General features: G+C 60.0%; 16 protein-coding genes and 1 pseudogene. 10 read left to right on the top strand and 7 right to left on the bottom strand.

Annotated features, from left to right (window positions below):
- The 8 genes and pseudogenes from CI807_RS31590 to CI807_RS28510 form a co-directional block, all read left to right on the top strand.
- Positions 1-204, top strand: a pseudogene (locus tag CI807_RS31590) (hypothetical protein); the annotation flags it as partial.
- The gene (gene cobU / locus CI807_RS28540; RefSeq protein ID WP_016976526.1) at positions 192-713 is read left to right on the top strand and encodes a bifunctional adenosylcobinamide kinase/adenosylcobinamide-phosphate guanylyltransferase; all 522 of its coding nucleotides are present in this window, start codon (positions 192-194) and stop codon (positions 711-713) included. The pseudogene CI807_RS31590 and the gene cobU, both read left to right, overlap by 13 nt.
- On the top strand, positions 710-1,765 hold the full coding sequence (gene cobT / locus CI807_RS28535) for a nicotinate-nucleotide--dimethylbenzimidazole phosphoribosyltransferase (protein WP_095017141.1): 1,056 nt from the start codon (positions 710-712) through the stop codon (positions 1,763-1,765). The genes cobU and cobT overlap by 4 nt, the downstream gene beginning before the upstream one ends.
- On the top strand, positions 1,762-2,337 hold the full coding sequence (gene cobC, locus CI807_RS28530) for an alpha-ribazole phosphatase family protein (RefSeq protein WP_095017140.1): 576 nt from the start codon (positions 1,762-1,764) through the stop codon (positions 2,335-2,337). The genes cobT and cobC overlap by 4 nt, the downstream gene beginning before the upstream one ends.
- A gap of 2 nt (positions 2,338-2,339) precedes the next feature.
- On the top strand, positions 2,340-3,068 hold the full coding sequence (locus CI807_RS28525) for an adenosylcobinamide-GDP ribazoletransferase (protein ID WP_095017139.1): 729 nt from the start codon (positions 2,340-2,342) through the stop codon (positions 3,066-3,068).
- Between the two features lie 42 nt (positions 3,069-3,110).
- The gene (locus CI807_RS28520) at positions 3,111-3,515 is read left to right on the top strand and encodes a MarR family winged helix-turn-helix transcriptional regulator (RefSeq protein WP_038847945.1); all 405 of its coding nucleotides are present in this window, start codon (positions 3,111-3,113) and stop codon (positions 3,513-3,515) included.
- Positions 3,516-3,578: 63 nt separating this feature from the next.
- Positions 3,579-4,778 carry an MFS transporter gene (locus tag CI807_RS28515; protein ID WP_161630248.1) on the top strand — a complete coding sequence of 400 codons (1,200 nt, stop codon included), beginning with the start codon at positions 3,579-3,581 and terminating at the stop codon, positions 4,776-4,778.
- Between the two features lie 150 nt (positions 4,779-4,928).
- The gene (locus CI807_RS28510) at positions 4,929-5,480 is read left to right on the top strand and encodes a glutathione peroxidase (protein ID WP_095017138.1); all 552 of its coding nucleotides are present in this window, start codon (positions 4,929-4,931) and stop codon (positions 5,478-5,480) included.
- Positions 5,481-5,545: 65 nt separating this feature from the next.
- Here CI807_RS28510 and CI807_RS28505 read toward each other — a convergent pair whose 3' ends face one another.
- From CI807_RS28505 to CI807_RS28485, 4 genes are all read right to left on the bottom strand, one after another.
- Positions 5,546-6,841, bottom strand: a complete 1,296-nt coding sequence (locus CI807_RS28505) for an OmpP1/FadL family transporter (protein ID WP_095017137.1) — start codon at positions 6,839-6,841, stop codon at positions 5,546-5,548.
- A gap of 146 nt (positions 6,842-6,987) precedes the next feature.
- Complete coding sequence (locus tag CI807_RS28500) at positions 6,988-7,470, bottom strand: hypothetical protein (RefSeq protein WP_095017136.1); 483 nt, start codon at positions 7,468-7,470, stop codon at positions 6,988-6,990.
- Between the two features lie 280 nt (positions 7,471-7,750).
- The gene (locus CI807_RS28495) at positions 7,751-7,975 is read right to left on the bottom strand and encodes a hypothetical protein (RefSeq protein ID WP_005790139.1); all 225 of its coding nucleotides are present in this window, start codon (positions 7,973-7,975) and stop codon (positions 7,751-7,753) included.
- Between the two features lie 443 nt (positions 7,976-8,418).
- Positions 8,419-8,724 (bottom strand): hypothetical protein, encoded by a 306-nt coding sequence (locus CI807_RS28485; protein ID WP_095017135.1) that lies wholly within the window; start codon positions 8,722-8,724, stop codon positions 8,419-8,421.
- 457 nt (positions 8,725-9,181) lie between these two features.
- Here CI807_RS28485 and CI807_RS28480 point away from each other — a divergent pair, with 457 nt between their 5' ends.
- Together CI807_RS28480 and rmuC are read left to right on the top strand one after the other, a co-directional pair.
- Positions 9,182-9,505 carry a hypothetical protein gene (locus CI807_RS28480; RefSeq protein ID WP_095017134.1) on the top strand — a complete coding sequence of 108 codons (324 nt, stop codon included), beginning with the start codon at positions 9,182-9,184 and terminating at the stop codon, positions 9,503-9,505.
- Positions 9,506-9,680: 175 nt separating this feature from the next.
- Positions 9,681-11,045 (top strand): DNA recombination protein RmuC, encoded by a 1,365-nt coding sequence (rmuC, locus tag CI807_RS28475; protein ID WP_177409647.1) that lies wholly within the window; start codon positions 9,681-9,683, stop codon positions 11,043-11,045.
- A gap of 111 nt (positions 11,046-11,156) precedes the next feature.
- On the opposite strand, the gene CI807_RS28470 is transcribed toward rmuC, so the two are convergent.
- The 3 genes from CI807_RS28470 to CI807_RS28460 all read right to left on the bottom strand — a co-directional run bounded on the left by CI807_RS28470 (position 11,157) and on the right by CI807_RS28460 (position 15,716).
- On the bottom strand, positions 11,157-14,627 hold the full coding sequence (locus CI807_RS28470; RefSeq protein ID WP_095017132.1) for a PAS domain-containing hybrid sensor histidine kinase/response regulator: 3,471 nt from the start codon (positions 14,625-14,627) through the stop codon (positions 11,157-11,159).
- 73 nt (positions 14,628-14,700) lie between these two features.
- Positions 14,701-15,108 (bottom strand): YbaN family protein, encoded by a 408-nt coding sequence (locus CI807_RS28465; RefSeq protein WP_095017131.1) that lies wholly within the window; start codon positions 15,106-15,108, stop codon positions 14,701-14,703.
- Between the two features lie 20 nt (positions 15,109-15,128).
- Positions 15,129-15,716 carry a YecA family protein gene (locus tag CI807_RS28460; RefSeq protein ID WP_016976541.1) on the bottom strand — a complete coding sequence of 196 codons (588 nt, stop codon included), beginning with the start codon at positions 15,714-15,716 and terminating at the stop codon, positions 15,129-15,131.
- Between the last annotated feature and the right edge of the window lie 35 nt (positions 15,717-15,751).

Here is a 15,751-nt window from a genome sequence, read left to right as displayed (position 1 = left end):
GCGGCTAACCCGGCGTCCTGCCGGGTTACCCACGGATTCAAGCCTGCGTTCGGCCAGCGTGGTTTTACGGGGCGCTTGAGATCAACATCAAAAGCCAGATCAAAAGCAGATTGGCTTTTCTGTGGGAGCGGGCTTGCCCGCGATGGCGGCCTGATGGCCGATACATTTCAGCCAACCCAAGGTGCCATCCCATGCTCCAACTAATACTCGGTGGCGCCCGTTCCGGTAAAAGCCGCCTTGCCGAAAAGCTAGCCAGCGACAGTGGTTTGCCCGTCACTTACATCGCCACCAGCCAACCGCTGGATGGTGAGATGAATCAGCGCGTCGCGCTGCATCGCCAGCGTCGCCCTGACCATTGGGGCCTCATCGAAGAACCCGTCGAACTGGCTCGTGTACTACGCGAAAACGCGGCTGCCGGGCAATGCCTGCTAGTGGATTGCCTGACCCTTTGGCTGACCAATCTGCTGATGCTGGAGGACCCGGATCGCCTGGCGTCCGAACGCGATCAACTGCTGGAAACCCTCGCCACGCTGCCGGGTGAAATCATTTTTGTCAGCAACGAGACCGGTCTAGGTGTCGTGCCGCTGGGCGAATTGACTCGCCGCTATGTGGATGAAGCCGGTTGGCTGCATCAAGCCTTGGCCGAGCGCTGTCAGCGTGTTGTCCTGACGGTTGCCGGCCTGCCCCTGACTTTGAAAGGTACTGCGTTATGACTGACACCTGGTGGCTCAACCCTTGTAAGGCGATTGACGCCCAAGCGTACGAACACGCGCTGGCGCGCCAGCAGCAATTGACCAAACCGGCCGGCTCCCTCGGACAGTTGGAGGCGCTGGCGGTGCAATTGGCGGGCTTGCAGGGCCAAGTCAAACCGTTGATGGATCACGTGTGGATTGCCATTTTCGCCGGTGACCACGGCGTGGTCGCGGAAGGCGTGTCGGCGTTTCCTCAGGAAGTCACCGGGCAGATGCTGCTCAACTTTGTCAGCGGTGGCGCGGCTATCAGTGTGTTGGCGCGGCAGTTGGAGGCGCAGTTGGAGGTGGTCGACCTCGGCACGGTCACGCCGTCCCTGGAGCTGGCCGGTGTGCGTCACCTGAACATCGGCGCGGGCACTGCCAATTTCGTCAACGGCCCGGCGATGACCGTGGCTCAGGGGCAGCTCGCCCTGCAGGCCGGCCGCGACAGTGCGCGGCGTGCGTTGGCGAGCGGGGCGCAGCTATTTATCGGTGGCGAGATGGGCATCGGCAACACCACCGCCGCCAGTGCGCTGGCGTGCGCCTTGCTCGATTGCCGGGTCAGTGATCTCACGGGGCCCGGTACGGGTTTGAATGCCCAAGGCGTCAGCCACAAGGTGGCCGTGATCGAGCGCGCCCTGGCGCTGCACGCCGGCCAGCGTGGTGATGCGTTGCAGACGCTGTTCAATCTGGGCGGCTTTGAAATTGCCGCGCTGGTGGGCGCCTACCTGGCCTGCGCCCAGGACGGCATCGTGGTGCTGGTGGATGGCTTTATCTGCACCGTTGCGGCGCTGGTCGCGACACGCTTGAACCCGGCCTGCCGTGAATGGCTGGTGTTCGGCCATCGCGGTGCCGAGACCGGCCATCGTCATGTGTTGCAAAGCCTCGACGCGCAGCCGCTGCTGGAACTGGGCCTGCGCTTGGGCGAAGGCAGCGGCGCGGCGCTGGCAGTTCCGTTGTTGCGTCTGGCGTGTGCATTACACGGGCAGATGGCGACCTTCGCCGAAGCCGCCGTGGCAGACCGCCCGGCATGACCTTGCGCCTGGACCTGCTGCGTCACGGCGAAACCGAGCTGGGCGGCGGCCTGCGCGGTAGCCTGGACGATGCCCTCACCGCCAACGGCTGGGCGCAGATGCGCGCGGCTGTGGTGGCGCAGGGGCCGTGGGACCGTCTGGTCAGTTCACCGCTGCAACGCTGCGCGCGGTTTGCCGAGGAATTGGGGGCTCAACTCAATGTGCCGGTGACCCTGGAAAACGATCTGCAAGAGCTGCACTTCGGTGCCTGGGAAGGGCACAGTGCAGCGGCCTTGATGGAGACCGACGCCGAGGGGCTGGGGTTGTTCTGGGCTGATCCCTACCGCTTTACACCGCCGGAGGGCGAGCCTGTCAGCGCCTTTTCCGACCGGGTCCTGGGCGCTGTCGCACGCTTGCATCAGGCCTATGCCGGTGAGCGTGTGCTGTTGATCAGTCATGGCGGTGTGATGCGTCTGTTACTGGCGCGGGCGCGTGGTCTGCCAAGGGAGCAACTGTTGAATGTCGAAGTGGGCCATGGCGGCTTGTTCAGCCTGCACGTCGATGCTGACGGCACACTGACGGAAGGCGTGTAGACATGCTGCCCTTTTGGATCGCTCTGCAATTTCTCAGCAGCCTGCCGATTCGTCTGCCGGGTATGCCGCAGCCTCAGGAGTTGGGACGCTCACTGCTGTTTTATCCGTTGGTGGGTTTGTTGTTCGGCGTGCTGTTGTGGGGGCTGAACGCGGTCTTGATGGGCGCGCCGTTGTTGCTGCATGCCGCACTGCTGCTGGCGGCCTGGGTGTTGCTCAGTGGTGGCCTGCACTTGGACGGCTTGGCGGACAGCGCCGATGCCTGGCTCGGCGGTTTTGGCGACCGCGAGCGCACGCTGACGATCATGAAGGACCCACGTAGCGGGCCGATTGCCGTAGTCACCCTCGGGTTGGTGCTGCTGCTCAAGTTCACCGCGTTGGTGGCCTTGATCGAGCAGCGCAACGGCGCCGCATTGATCCTGGCGCCGCTGATCGGCCGCGCGTCGATGCTGGCGCTGTTTCTCACCACGCGCTATGTACGTGCCGGAGGGTTGGGCCAAGCATTGTCGGATCATTTACCGAGAATCGTCGGCCAACAGGTACTGATCCTCAGTGGTTTGGCCTGCATCCTCATTGGCGGCTTCAGTGGCGGGATGGCTGTACTGCTCGCTGTGATCTGCTTCCTAGGGCTGCGCCAGCTGATGGTCAATCGGCTGGGTGGCACCACGGGCGATACCGCAGGCGCCTTGCTGGAGCTGCTGGAAGTCGCGGTTCTGGTCGGCCTGGCGCTGTAACACTTTCTTGCATTTCATTAATCGCGGGTATATACACCTTCCATGCTTGCTTCCCAATGTTTGTGTACCAACCTGCGACGTGCCGCCCGTGGCGTCAGTAGGCATTACGACGGCGCCCTGGATGGCTTCGGGATCAACGTCGCCCAGTATTCTTTGCTGTGTAACTTGCAGCGCCTCGATCAGCCGAGCATTTCCAGCCTGGCGGAAGCCATGGGCCTGGATCGCAGCACCTTGGGGCGCAACCTGCGGGTGTTGGAAGGCGAGGGCCTGGTGCGGTTGGTGGAAGGCGATGACCTGCGCAACCGCCTGGTGATGTTGACCGAGGACGGTGAAGCACGACTGGCCGCGGCATTGCCCGCCTGGGAAGCGGCGCAGCAAAAATTGATCGATCAACTCGGCGCGGAAAAACGCGAAACCTTGTTGGCCTTGCTGGACGAACTCGCCTGAGCGCGGATTTGTTCGAATACAAGCGGGTATATACCCGCGAGCGGAGAATAAGAAATGACCTCGATGTGGCGCACCAGTGGTTGGATTCTTGTAGGGAGTGCGCTGATCCTGGCGTTGTCATTGGGCGTGCGGCATGGTTTCGGCCTGTTCCTGGCACCGATGAGCAGCGAATTCGGCTGGGGCCGTGAGACCTTCGCCTTTGCCATTGCCTTGCAGAACCTGATCTGGGGCCTGGCGCAACCGTTCACCGGCGCCCTGGCTGACCGCTTTGGCGCGACTAAAGCGGTGTTCGTCGGCGGCGTCCTGTACGCGGCGGGCCTGGTGTTGATGGGCATGTCCGATTCGGCGTGGTCGTTGTCCTTAAGTGCTGGCTTGTTGATTGGTATCGGCCTGTCCGGCACCTCGTTCTCGGTGATTCTTGGTGTGGTCGGTCGGGCCGTGGCGCCGGAAAAACGCAGCATGGCCATGGGGATTGCGAGTGCTGCGGGTTCGTTTGGTCAGTTCGCCATGGTGCCCGGCACCTTGGGCTTGATCAGTTGGCTGGGCTGGTCTGCGGCATTGCTGGCACTGGGCCTGATGGTGGCGCTGATTCTGCCGCTGGTGGCCATGCTCAAGGATCGGCCATTGCCGGTGCTGGCGGGTCAGCAAACCTTGCGCGAAGCCTTGAAGGAAGCCTGTTCCCATTCCGGTTTCTGGCTGTTGGCCTTCGGTTTTTTTGTCTGCGGTTTCCAGGTGGTGTTTATCGGCGTGCATTTGCCGGCCTACCTGGTGGATCAGCACTTGCCGGCCACCGTCGGTACCACGGTGCTGGCGCTGATTGGCCTATTCAATATTTTCGGCACCTACACCGCCGGCTGGCTCGGTGGGCGCATGTCCAAGCCGCGCTTGTTGACCGGTTTGTACCTGCTGCGTGCGGTGGTGATCGTGCTGTTCCTGTGGGCGCCGGTCACTGAGGTCACCGCCTATCTGTTTGGCATGGCGATGGGCTTCCTGTGGCTGTCTACCGTTCCGCTGACCAACGGCACCGTCGCCACATTGTTCGGCGTACGAAACCTCTCCATGCTCGGTGGGATCGTGTTCCTGTTTCACCAACTCGGTTCGTTCCTGGGTGGCTGGCTGGGCGGGGTGGTTTATGATCGAACCGGCAACTACGATTTGATCTGGCAGGTCGCGATCCTGCTGAGCCTGCTCGCCGCGGCCCTGAATTGGCCGGTACGCGAGCGGCCAGTGGCGCGATTGCAGGCGCAGATGGAGGCGGCATGAGCATAGCGATACGCGGGTTGATACTCGCTGCGATGTTAGTGTTGATGTTGCTGGCCTGGTGGGGCTGGCAAAACGGCGGGCTGGCGTTGATGCAACTGGGTATGTCGATCTGTTAAGTTCGTGGTCCGAATAATTTCAAGGACACACGACATGCAGATGCGTTGGCTTGCTGTACCCGTCCTGATGACTATTGGCAGTGCTGCGCTGGCTGCCAGTTGCCCGCCGCTGCTGGAAGGCCAATTGCCCAAGCTGCGCGCCAAGGAATCCATCGACCTGTGCCAGCGCTTTGCCGGCAAGCCCCTGGTCATCGTCAACACCGCCAGCTTTTGCGGATTCGCCCCACAGTTCAAAAGTCTCGAAGCGTTGTATCAACGCTACAAGGGCGAAGGGCTGGAAGTGATCGGCGTGCCGTCGGATGACTTCAAGCAGGAAGCCAAGACCGGCGAAGAAACCGCCAAGGTCTGCTACGTGAATTACGGCGTGACCTTCACCATGACCGAGCCACAGAAGGTCAAGGGGCCGGATGCGGTGCATTTATTCAAGGTGTTGGCGCAGCAGACCGACGCGCCGCCGAAGTGGAATTTCTACAAGTACGTGGTGGATCGGCAGGGCAAGGTGATTGCCAACTTTTCCAGCCTCACCAAGCCGGACAGTCCGGACATGATCAAGGCGGTGAAGGAGGCGATAGCGTCCAAGCCTTGATCGTCTGCCAATAAAAAGCCCCGCCTCCTTTGCAGGAGAGTGGGGCTTTTTTATACGGCTGTGGGTTAGAACTTGTAGGTCAGGCCCAGGCCGAAACCGTTGGCGCTGTTTTCGTACTTGGCGTTGTACGTCTGGCGCAGGGCATTGGTGCGCTGTACTTTGACGTCTTCTTCCTTGAGGTACGAGTAAGCCAGGTCGATGGTCATGTTATCCATGACCGCGTAGCCCAGACCCACACTGAAGATCGTACGGTCGCCTGTCGGGATGCGTGGTGAGCGATCAGTATTGTTGGTAGGCGACTGGTCAAAGGTCAGGCCGGTACGCAGTACCACCTGTTTGGTCAGTTGGTACGAAGTACCGACTGCATATGCCCAGGTGTCGTGCCAGTTCTGATCTTCTTTGATGGTACCGACCAGCGCCGGGGCAACGCCGCCACCGTTGGCAGCGGTTACACCTTCGTTGTTGACGGTGATGTCTTTCAGGCGGCTCCAACGAGTCCAGGTAGCGCCCGCATAAAGTTTCCATGCATCGTTCATGTCCTGAGTGACCGACAGATCCCAGGATTCAGGGGTGTCGATCTTCAGCGAAGCATCGTAACGATTCCCGCGTAGCGCAATGCCTGGAACACCCGTACCCGGGGTCACTTCAGTATGGCCTTCGAGCTTGTACTTCACTTTCGAGTGATAAGTCAGGCCCACGCGGGTGGTGTCGGTGGCTTGAACCAGAACACCGAAATTGAAGCCCAGGGCAGTATCGTCACCCTTGATCTTGATGTTGTTCGGGCCGCTGCCTGGAACCTGAGGCAACGAGACGTCCGACTCCAATACACCAGAGATCCGGTTGATGGTCGGGCCAAAACCGATGGAAACCTTGTCGTTGAACGCGTAGCTGACGGTCGGCTGGAAGGTGATGACCTTCACTTCGCTCTTGCTGCCAAAGCCACGGCCCTGGAAACCACTTTCGTAGTCAGTCACCAAGCCGAACGGAGCATAGACGCCGAAACCGACGGCCCACTGCTCATTGAGCTTGTTTGTGTAGAAGCCGAATGGAACGGCTGTGAAAGGCACCATGTCACCTTTGTTGCTACCGCTGGTGTTGGTGTTGCCACTGACGTGGCTGATATCGGTCGAAGCGTCAATCGCAGCAACACCGCCTGTAATTTGCTGCCCATTCAGGCGAGCCATACCGGCCGGGTTACCGTAAACAGTGCTTGCATCATCGGCAGAAGAAGAGCGACCTGCGAAACCCGTACCCATCCCGCTGACGCTCTGTTCGTTCAGTGCGAAACCGCTTGCGAACAGTTGGGAAGATGCCATGGCAACGGCGAGGCTAAGTGTGGTCTTGAGCATTACTTTTTTCATTATTAGAACTCCGTGGTGATCACCGCTGCGGAAAGTAACAATAAATTTAAGATCGCGCTATAGGCTGTAATGCAGGAGATAGAGCGGTTTTGTAGGACAATCCGACCAAAATTCAGGTTTTTTGGCGAGTCTTGCAAATTGCCCGGTCAGCAAACCACGTGATTCATGGGTGAAACACAGGTTTGCCAGGCTTGAGTGAAATCGCGCAGCCGTCCTTGTGGGTGAAAAATTTCTTTCCAGATACGTGCCATTGCCAGCACATCACCGGGCGGAGGCAGTGCGGGGGTGTGTTGTTCCACCAACAACCATGCGATGGCCGTGGCGTAACGCAGGTTGACGGTGAGCTCCAGTTGCGGGGCGCTGAGGAACGCGTGCTGGCTTGCGAGCCCGCGTACCAGGCTGGCGCGCTCGGGGTCCAGCGCCAGGTAGTCATCCCACAAGGCGCGGTGGCGCGGTTCGGTGATGCTGTACAGGCCATGCCCACGGCGGTCGTGCAGTGCGGAACCGAGTTCCGACTGACTGGCAGCAATACCCAGCAGCAGGGACTCGGCCGTCGGGTTATGGCGGCCGAGGTATATCAAGGTCGGCCGGATCACATAACGACACAATTCGCTGGCAGCGATACCCATACAAGCCTCAATCCGTGAAAGTGGTCGACGAAGCCTGAGAAGGTGGGGGCTTGGCAGCAGTGGATCGGATCTCAGGCTCGCCGGAAGCGGATCATGCCGCTTGAGTTGAAGTGTAGTGTCATATTTGTGATGTAAAGGACTGTTTTTAAAACATCTTCTTCATTTAGTTATAACGTTTATACCTATTTGAACTTAGTGCAAAAGCTCAATTGGCAAATTTCGGGCAATAAAAAACCCTGTTTTTTAAACAGGGTTTTTGTGTTTCAGCGACTCGGGTCGATCAGGCAGTCAGTGCCTGACGGGTACGCTCGATCACGGCCTGCAGCGGTTCTGCGCTGGAGTATTGATCGGGGTACAGGCGTTCGCTGTGACGAGCGATGCCATGTTCGTTGACCAGGGTGAAGCTGAAGCAGCCTTTGCGAGCGGCCATGATCAGGCAGTTCATTGGAGCAAAAGCGTTGGTGAGGGTGCGAATGGCATCCTGAGTATGGATTTGAGCGTTCATATTATTGGTGTTCCTACAAATGACACAGATAAGAACCGTGCCGTATTAAAACGTTCCAGCGACGTTGACCACGATTGATCGAACGAAGAAACCGACTGGAACAAAGCAGCCAGTTTGAAGCGCTGATAAGTTAGGCGCGCTTGGGCTGGCAGGTAGGTACTTAGGAGGGCAGGCAACACAACAGGGGCAAAGGTTCTGGGCCCGGGGTGAAGATCCTGATCAATTTGCAGGTTGGTTCGGTCAGAGTATGGAAACTTCGCAACACCCTTTGCTTGTTCAAAGGCAGTGTCGTCGCAAGTGATACCTGGAAACCATCGAGGTGGTCGATCCCGTGTTGGACAGGGGAGTTGTTCGACCAGAATTGACTTTCAGCTTGGTACTAACGCCGCGGATAGTAACGGATTGAAACAGGTAAGGGAAGTGTGTTGGCTAAAAAACTTTCATCAGCCGCCCAGAAGGCCCCGATAAACCAGCACTGTAGTCGCCGCCGCCAGTGAACAGCCCAGCCCGTAGGCGGCAAGGGTCAGGCGTAGGGATCGGCCGGTCTCGACCACCTTCATCACGTCGCCCATGTCATTTATCCGACCTTCGCCCAGTTCGATGCACAGGCTCACGGCAGTGAACGCCGCCGACAGCAGGATCGCGATGGCGAACAGTGCGCCGTCCGGTGACGGCAGTACTGCATTGATCCCCAAGGAAACGGCGCAGATGGCCAGCAGCAACACGGCGAATAGCAGAATCCCTTTCATCAACCCACCCACTGTTGCGTTGTAGGTTGGGGAGTGTGGCGAGCCGGGAAAGATTTGAAAAGTCCCTGGTTTGCCCCTGCGGTAACATTCCTGTAGCGGGTGGCTTCAAAAAAAGCCGACGATATAACCATCGGATGGGTACTTGTGCACATTGGTTGCAGGGTGTGTAACCGTACTGTCAACTGTGCGATGTGACCACCATTTGCCTGCAATGGAAATTTAAGTCAATGAAAAATCTGGCTTTTTTTTATTGGTGAAAAAATCGTCAGTTTGACTGCGGCCCCCATTCCATGGGGCTTTGCGCGAGTTCAAGGGGGGTTGTCCACTGAGTTATCCACAGCTTCTGTGGATTGTCCCGAGCGCTTGCTCTAGAACGGGCGTGCAGAGTTTTTTCAGCTTTACCTGTACGAAAAAAAGAGTAGAGTGGCGCGCCTTCCGTTCTGTCCCACAGTGCTTTATGAAGTTTCGCTCAGTATCACCTTCTGTTACCGACGCCCCTCAAACTGTTACCGCTCCCAAGCGCTTCTCCTTGAAAGTTGCCCTGTGGTTGCTCGACAGCCCGCGCCTGGGTCACAACCCCAACGTCAAGCATTTCGCAGGGCGTTTGCTCAAGCAGCCGGCCCGTGAAGGGGTGGTCGCTGCACAGAGCCGCCTGGGCCAACTGATGTGCCGCGAATGCGGGAATGCCCGCGACCGCCGCATCGGTCACGACTTGCTGCGCCAGGCCGCCCGCGCCGGTGACCGGCGCGCACAGCGCGAACTGGGCCAGGTCGAAGACTGAGCTGTCCTCAGGCCCTGCGCTCCGCTAACCTTGGTTTTTTTCGGTGATGGCAGACATGTCTATGGTTTTTGACTGGACCAGTATTGCCCTGGGCCTCGCTGGCGCGGCCGTGCCTTTATTGGCCGTGTGTTGGCAGCTTCAGCGACGCCTGAGCTCACGCATGTCCGGCTGGGAACTGCTCGAAGAACGCCTGGCCACCGCGCAATTGGCCCAGGAAGGTCTCACTGCGCAGTTGGATGCCAGCCGCGATGAGATCAGCGATTTGAGCCAGGCCAATGCCGCCAAGCAGGCTGACCTGGCCGCTGTGCGCCGCGAAGTCGAGCTATTGCAGATCGACCGCGATAATGCGCGCGACGCCGCCCATGCCTGGAACCTCGACCGCAGCGCAAAAGAGACCGAGCTGCGCCGCCTCGATGCCTTATCGGCCGCCTTGCGCGCCGAACTGCGTGAACAACAGGACAGCCATCAACAACGCCTCACCGACCTGCAAGGCTCGCGCGATGAGCTGCGTGCGCAGTTCGCCGAGTTGGCCGGAAAGATTTTCGACGAGCGCGAACAGCGCTTCGCCGAAACCAGCCAGGAACGCCTGGGCCAATTGCTCGACCCGCTGAAGGAGCGCATCCAATCCTTCGAGAAGCGTGTGGAAGAAAGCTATCAGAACGAGGCGCGCGAGCGTTTTTCCCTGGCTAAAGAGCTGGAGCGCCTACAGCAACTGAACCTGCGCCTGTCGGACGAGGCTACCAACCTGACCCGCGCGCTCAAGGGCCAGAAAACCCAAGGTAACTGGGGTGAGTTGATCCTTGAGCGGGTGCTGGAGCATGCAGGCCTGGAGAAAGGCCGTGAATACCAGACCCAGGTCAGCCTCAAAGGCCCGGATGGCGAGCGGTTCCAGCCCGACGTGTTGATCATGTTGCCCGGCGACAAGCAGGTGGTGGTGGACTCCAAGGTCAGTCTCACTGCGTATCAGCAGTACGTGGCGGCGGATGACGAAGTGATCGGCCAGGCAGCTCTGAAGCAGCATGTGCTGTCGCTGCGAAACCACGTCAAAGGTTTGGCCGGCAAGGATTACAAACGCCTGGAAGGCCTGCACAGCCTGGATTTCGTGTTGCTGTTCGTGCCGATCGAGGCGGCGTTTTCTGCTGCATTGCAGGCCGAGCCCAACCTGTTCCAGGAAGCGTTTGACCGCCACATCGTGATCGTCAGCCCGACCACCTTGCTCGCGACCCTGCGCGTGATCGACAGCTTGTGGAAGCAGGAACGCCAGAGCCAGAACGCCCGGGAAATCGCCGAACGCGCCGGGTGGCTGTACGACAAGTTCGTACTGTTTATCCAGGACCTGGACGAAGTGGGCAACCGCTTGCAGCAGTTGGATAAGGCTTACAGCGCGGCGCGAAACAAGCTGACAGATGGACGCGGAAATCTGGTCAGCCGCACCGAGCAATTGCGCTTGCTGGGGGCTCGTGCGAGTAAAAGCCTGCCGGCTGATTTGCTGGAGCGGGCGATGACGGATTCAGATGGCGTGGCCCATCTGCCTGAATAAATAAACGATCGCCTTTTGTAGGAGCGAGCTTGCTCGCGAAAAACGTCTACGATAACGCGGGCATTTTGAATGACCGTGTTGCCTGTGCGTTCTTCGCGAGCAAGCTCGCTCCTACAGAGGTAGGTGTCTGCTTAAAAGTGCCCGCAACGCCGCCGGCTTCACCGGCTTGGCCAGGTAATCCAACCCCGCCGCATGCACCTCGGCCACCATCTCCGGGCGACCGTCGGCACTGATCACCACGCCGGGAATCGGCTCGGCCAATTGCGCGCGCAGCCAACCCATCAGCTCAGTACCGGTTTCGCCATGGTCCAGGTGGTAGTCCACCAGAGCCAGTTGCGGGCGCACACCGTCGGCGAGCAATGCCGCACACTGCGCCTGGTCGGTGGCGGTCCACACCTCGCAGCCCCAGCGCGTCAACAGGCTGCGCATGCCGATCAGGATGCTCTCTTCATTATCCACACACAGCACCTGTGCACCGCTCAACGGCAGTCCGGTTTCCTGTGGCGTCTTGACCTGCGGGCTGGCCTGGTTGCGCGCCAACGGCACGCGTACGCTGAACACGCTGCCTTTGCCGGGCCATGAACGCACGCTCAACCGATGGCCGAGTACGCGACACAAGCCGTCGGCGATTGCCAGGCCCAGCCCCAGGCCTTTCTCCGCGCGGGTCTGGTGGCTGTCCAGGCGCTTGAATTCTTCGAAGATCACCTTCTGTTTATCCAGCGGGATACCGGGGCCACGGTCCCATACTTCCAGGCACAGCTCGCCCTTGCGTCGGCGTACGCCAAGCAGCACCGGGCCGTCGGCATAACGGAAAGCGTTAGTGAGAAAATTCTGCAGGATGCGCCGCAGCAACTTGATGTCGCTGTCGACGCGCAAGCGACTGCCGCGCAGGCGGAAACGCAAACCTTGCTCCTGGGCCAGTGCCTTGAACTCCGCGCCCAAGGTGTCGAACAGCTCGTTGAGCACAAACGGCTGGCGCTGCGGATTGATCTTGCCGTTTTCCAGGCGCGAAATATCCAGCAAGTCGCTGATCAGGTCCTCGGCGGAGCGCAACGAGCTGTCCAGGTGCTGCACCAATTGCCGGGCTTCGCTGGAGAGGCCGTCGTTCTGGTGGGAGAGAGCGGCGGAAAACAGCCGCGCGGCATTCAAGGGTTGCATCAAGTCATGGCTGACGGCCGCCAGGAAGCGAGTCTTTGACTGGCTGGTGGACTCGGCCACGCCCTTGGCATCGGTGAGCGCCACATTGAGCTGCGACAGTTCATGGGTACGCTCGGTCACCCGTTGTTCCAAACCTTCGTTGGCCTCGGTGAGCGCCTGCTCGGCTTCGCGGAACGCGGTAATGTCGGTGAAACTCATGACGAAACCGCCGCCGGGCATCGGGTTGCCGATCAACTCGATCACCCGGCCATTGGGGAACAAGCGCTCGGAGGTGTGCGCGCGGCCCTGGCGCATCCAATGCAGCCGTCGCGCCACATGCACTTCGGCCTCGCCGGGTCCGCACAGGCCGCGTTCGGCGTTGTAGCGGATGATGTCGGCGATAGGTCGACCCACGCTGATCAGGCCGTCCGGGTAGTTGAACAGCTCCAGATAACGCCGGTTCCAGGCCACCAACTTGAGGGACTGGTCGACCACGCTGATGCCCTGGGTAATGTTCTCGATGGCGCCTTGTAGCAATGCGCGGTTGAATTGCAACACTTCCGACGCTTCGTCGGCAATGCGGACTACGTCTTCCAGCTGCATTTCCCGCCCTTCGATGGCGGCTTTTACGACCGCGCGTGTCGAAGAAGCACCTAGAACGCCCGCCAGTAATCGCTCGGTGTGGGCGATCCAATCATTGTCGGCGTTCTGGTTAGGATTGAAGCCTTTGCCTTGGCGATAGGCGAAGCGGATAAAGCTTTGCTGGGCGCGTTCTTCACCGACAAAGCGCGCCGCCAGGCTGAGCAAGTCGCTGATCTGCACCGACAGCATCGAGCGGGCGCTGGCGCGTTGGCTGATTTCCTGGCCGATGAAACGGCCGGCTTGCCAGTGCTCGGAAACCCGCGTGCGCGACAGCATCGACACCCACACAAACAGCGTGAAGTTACCCGCCAGGGAGAACACGGTGCCCAAGGTCAATGAGGTGACGGACAGACCCAGCGGGTGGGAATGCATCCACGTCAATCCTGGGAAAAGGCTGAGGGACCAGCCCAGGCTTTTCGCCGTCACCGGTAGGACCAAGGTGTAGAACCACAGGAAAGTACCGGCTGCCAGCCCGGCGAACACCCCGCGCCGGTTGGCTTGTTTCCAATACAACGCACCGAGCATGGCCGGAGCCAGTTGCGTCACGGCGGCAAAGGCGATCTGGCCGATGGTCGCCAGGCTCGCGGTGGAGCCCAGCAGGCGGTAGCTGACATAAGCCAGCAACAGAATGATCACGATGCTCACGCGGCGTACCGACAGCATCCAGTGGCGGAACACTTCGAACGGCCGCTCGGCGCTGGAACGACGCAGCAGCCAGGGCAGCAGCATGTCGTTGGACACCATGGTCGACAAGGCGATGCTTGCCACGATGACCATGCCGGTGGCGGCTGATGCGCCACCGATAAATGCCAACACGGCCAGCGCGGGATGAGCTTCGGCCATCGGCAGGCTGATCACGTAGGAGTCCGGCAGTACCGAGCTGGGCAGCATCATCTTGCCGCCCAAGGCGATCGGTACTACAAACAGTGCGGCAAGAATCAGATAGGCGGGAAACACCCACTTGGCCAGGCGCAGGTCCTGGGGGTCGATGTTCTCCACCACCGTGACATGAAACTGTCGAGGCAGGCAGATGATCGCCATCATGGCCACACCGGTCTGCACCACCATCGACGGCCAGTTGACGGTCTCTTTCCAGTATTCCTCCAAGCGTGGCGCGAGCATGGCCTGGCTGAACAGATCGCCGAAGCCGTCGTACAGGCCGTAGGTCACAAACGCGCCGACCGCCAGAAACGCGAACAGCTTGACCAGCGATTCAAAGGCAATCGCCAGCACCATGCCACGGTGGTGTTCCGTGGCATCGAGGTTGCGCGTACCAAACACAATGGTGAACAGCGCCAGCACCAGCGACACGATCAGCGCGGTGTCCTGGGCGCGGGTGCCCGTGGTGTCGGCCCCGGCACCGATCAGCAGATTGACGCCCAGCACGATGCCTTTGAGTTGCAGGGCGATATACGGCAGCACGCCGACCAGGCAGATCAGGGCGACGACCACGGCGAGGGATTGGGATTTGCCGTAGCGTGCCGCAATAAAGTCGGCGATGGAGGTGATGTTTTCCTGCTTGCTGATCAGGATCATCTTCTGCAACACCCAAGGTGCCAATACCAGCAGCAACACGGGCCCGAGATAGATTGGTAAAAAAGCCCATAACTGTTCGGCTGCCTGGCCTACAGCTCCGAAGAACGTCCAACTGGTGCAGTAAACAGCGAGCGACAGGCTGTACACCCAGGCGCGCATGCGCGGCGGCAATGGCGCGCGGCGGCGGTCACCGTAGAAGGCGATGGCAAACATAATGGCCATATAGGCCAGGGCAACGGCGGCGATCAGCCCGCTGGACAACGTCATGGTAACTCCGCACATAAGAACACCCAGGCATTCCAGGCCCGGTTGGACAGTCTCGCAGAATGCCTGGAGTTAGTCAGTGTCGACCAAGGTCGTGTGGGTTCTTATGTCGCAGGGTCTTTTGGCGCAGGATATAGATCGTCACCAGCACCGCGCTGGTCAGCATGAAACCCCGCGCCCACGGCAGTGGCACCAAGTAACAGGACACGCCAATGCTCAGCCACATCAAGCCGATGGCGTAGACCTTGCCTTTGAGGGGAATGCCATTGCCATCCAGGTAATCACGGATCCACGGCCCCAGGCGCGGGTGTTGCACCAGCCAATGGTAGAAACGCGGGGAGCTTCGGGCGAAGCAGGCGGCAGCAAGGAGCAGGAAGGGCGTAGTCGGTAATACCGGTAGGAAAATCCCGATCACCCCCAACGCCACACTGAGCCAGCCGACGGCCAGCAACAGGTAGCGCAGGAGTAGAGAGCGATTGCCCATGGGTGTCACGGGCAAGCGACTCAGTGGTGACGTGGCTTGAGGATCGCCGGTTTTTCGTCAGGTGCGTTGCACAGCAGGTACAGCGCGGTCAGGGCTTCCGGGATCTGAACGATCATGTCGTCCATCAGGTTGGCGTCGGCGGCGATGTCGGCGAACTCCGGCTGGTCGTCGAACAGGCCCGAACCGACCATGATCGGCAGCAGCATTTCGCTGACTTCTTCCTCGGCGGTTTCGAACCAGGCGGCTTCGCGCAGGAACACGCCTTCCATGAAGCCGATGCACCAGCCGCGCAGGTCGGAGTCATCCGGTTCTTCGCCCAGGTCCAGTTCGCATGGCAGCTCGAATTCCTCGTCGGAGGCCAGTTGGCGACCGATGTGGGCCTTGAGGGCCAGCAGGGTGGATTCGATTTCTTCGCGTTGGGCGGCATCGGTGTAGTGCGGCTCTTCGGCGAACAGCGCGTCGATCCATTCACGGTCGGGGACGACGTCGGAGCAGATCGACAGGGCGGTCAGGTAGCCGTGGGCGGCCACGTAGTCCAGCGCCTCGTCATGCAGCTCATCGGCGTCGAGGAAGGCTTGCAGGCGGGTTAGTTGCTCAGCGAAGGACATTGAAGGACTACCTTGGGAATAAACGATGCTGAATT

It is taken from the genome of Pseudomonas sp. NS1(2017), assembly GCF_002269425.1.
GTDB lineage: Bacteria > Pseudomonadota > Gammaproteobacteria > Pseudomonadales > Pseudomonadaceae > Aquipseudomonas > Aquipseudomonas reactans.
This window is presented reverse-complemented; position numbering and strand designations above follow the sequence as displayed.

What these genes read in the sequence shown, in the direction of transcription:
- CI807_RS28505 (WP_095017137.1), bottom strand. Translation starts at nt 6,841, where the DNA reads ATGAAAAAAGTAATGCTCAAGACCACACTTAGCCTCGCCGTTGCCATG.
- CI807_RS28510 (WP_095017138.1), top strand. Translation starts at nt 4,929, where the DNA reads ATGCAGATGCGTTGGCTTGCTGTACCCGTCCTGATGACTATTGGCAGT.
- CI807_RS28495 (WP_005790139.1), bottom strand. Translation starts at nt 7,975, where the DNA reads ATGAACGCTCAAATCCATACTCAGGATGCCATTCGCACCCTCACCAAC.
- CI807_RS28460 (WP_016976541.1), bottom strand. Translation starts at nt 15,716, where the DNA reads ATGTCCTTCGCTGAGCAACTAACCCGCCTGCAAGCCTTCCTCGACGCC.
- CI807_RS28525 (WP_095017139.1), top strand. Translation starts at nt 2,340, where the DNA reads ATGCTGCCCTTTTGGATCGCTCTGCAATTTCTCAGCAGCCTGCCGATT.
- cobT (WP_095017141.1), top strand. Translation starts at nt 710, where the DNA reads ATGACTGACACCTGGTGGCTCAACCCTTGTAAGGCGATTGACGCCCAA.
- CI807_RS28465 (WP_095017131.1), bottom strand. Translation starts at nt 15,108, where the DNA reads ATGGGCAATCGCTCTCTACTCCTGCGCTACCTGTTGCTGGCCGTCGGC.
- cobC (WP_095017140.1), top strand. Translation starts at nt 1,762, where the DNA reads ATGACCTTGCGCCTGGACCTGCTGCGTCACGGCGAAACCGAGCTGGGC.
- cobU (WP_016976526.1), top strand. Translation starts at nt 192, where the DNA reads ATGCTCCAACTAATACTCGGTGGCGCCCGTTCCGGTAAAAGCCGCCTT.
- CI807_RS28480 (WP_095017134.1), top strand. Translation starts at nt 9,182, where the DNA reads ATGAAGTTTCGCTCAGTATCACCTTCTGTTACCGACGCCCCTCAAACT.
- CI807_RS28515 (WP_161630248.1), top strand. Translation starts at nt 3,579, where the DNA reads ATGTGGCGCACCAGTGGTTGGATTCTTGTAGGGAGTGCGCTGATCCTG.
- CI807_RS28500 (WP_095017136.1), bottom strand. Translation starts at nt 7,470, where the DNA reads ATGGGTATCGCTGCCAGCGAATTGTGTCGTTATGTGATCCGGCCGACC.
- CI807_RS28470 (WP_095017132.1), bottom strand. Translation starts at nt 14,627, where the DNA reads ATGACGTTGTCCAGCGGGCTGATCGCCGCCGTTGCCCTGGCCTATATG.
- CI807_RS28520 (WP_038847945.1), top strand. Translation starts at nt 3,111, where the DNA reads ATGCTTGCTTCCCAATGTTTGTGTACCAACCTGCGACGTGCCGCCCGT.
- CI807_RS28485 (WP_095017135.1), bottom strand. Translation starts at nt 8,724, where the DNA reads ATGAAAGGGATTCTGCTATTCGCCGTGTTGCTGCTGGCCATCTGCGCC.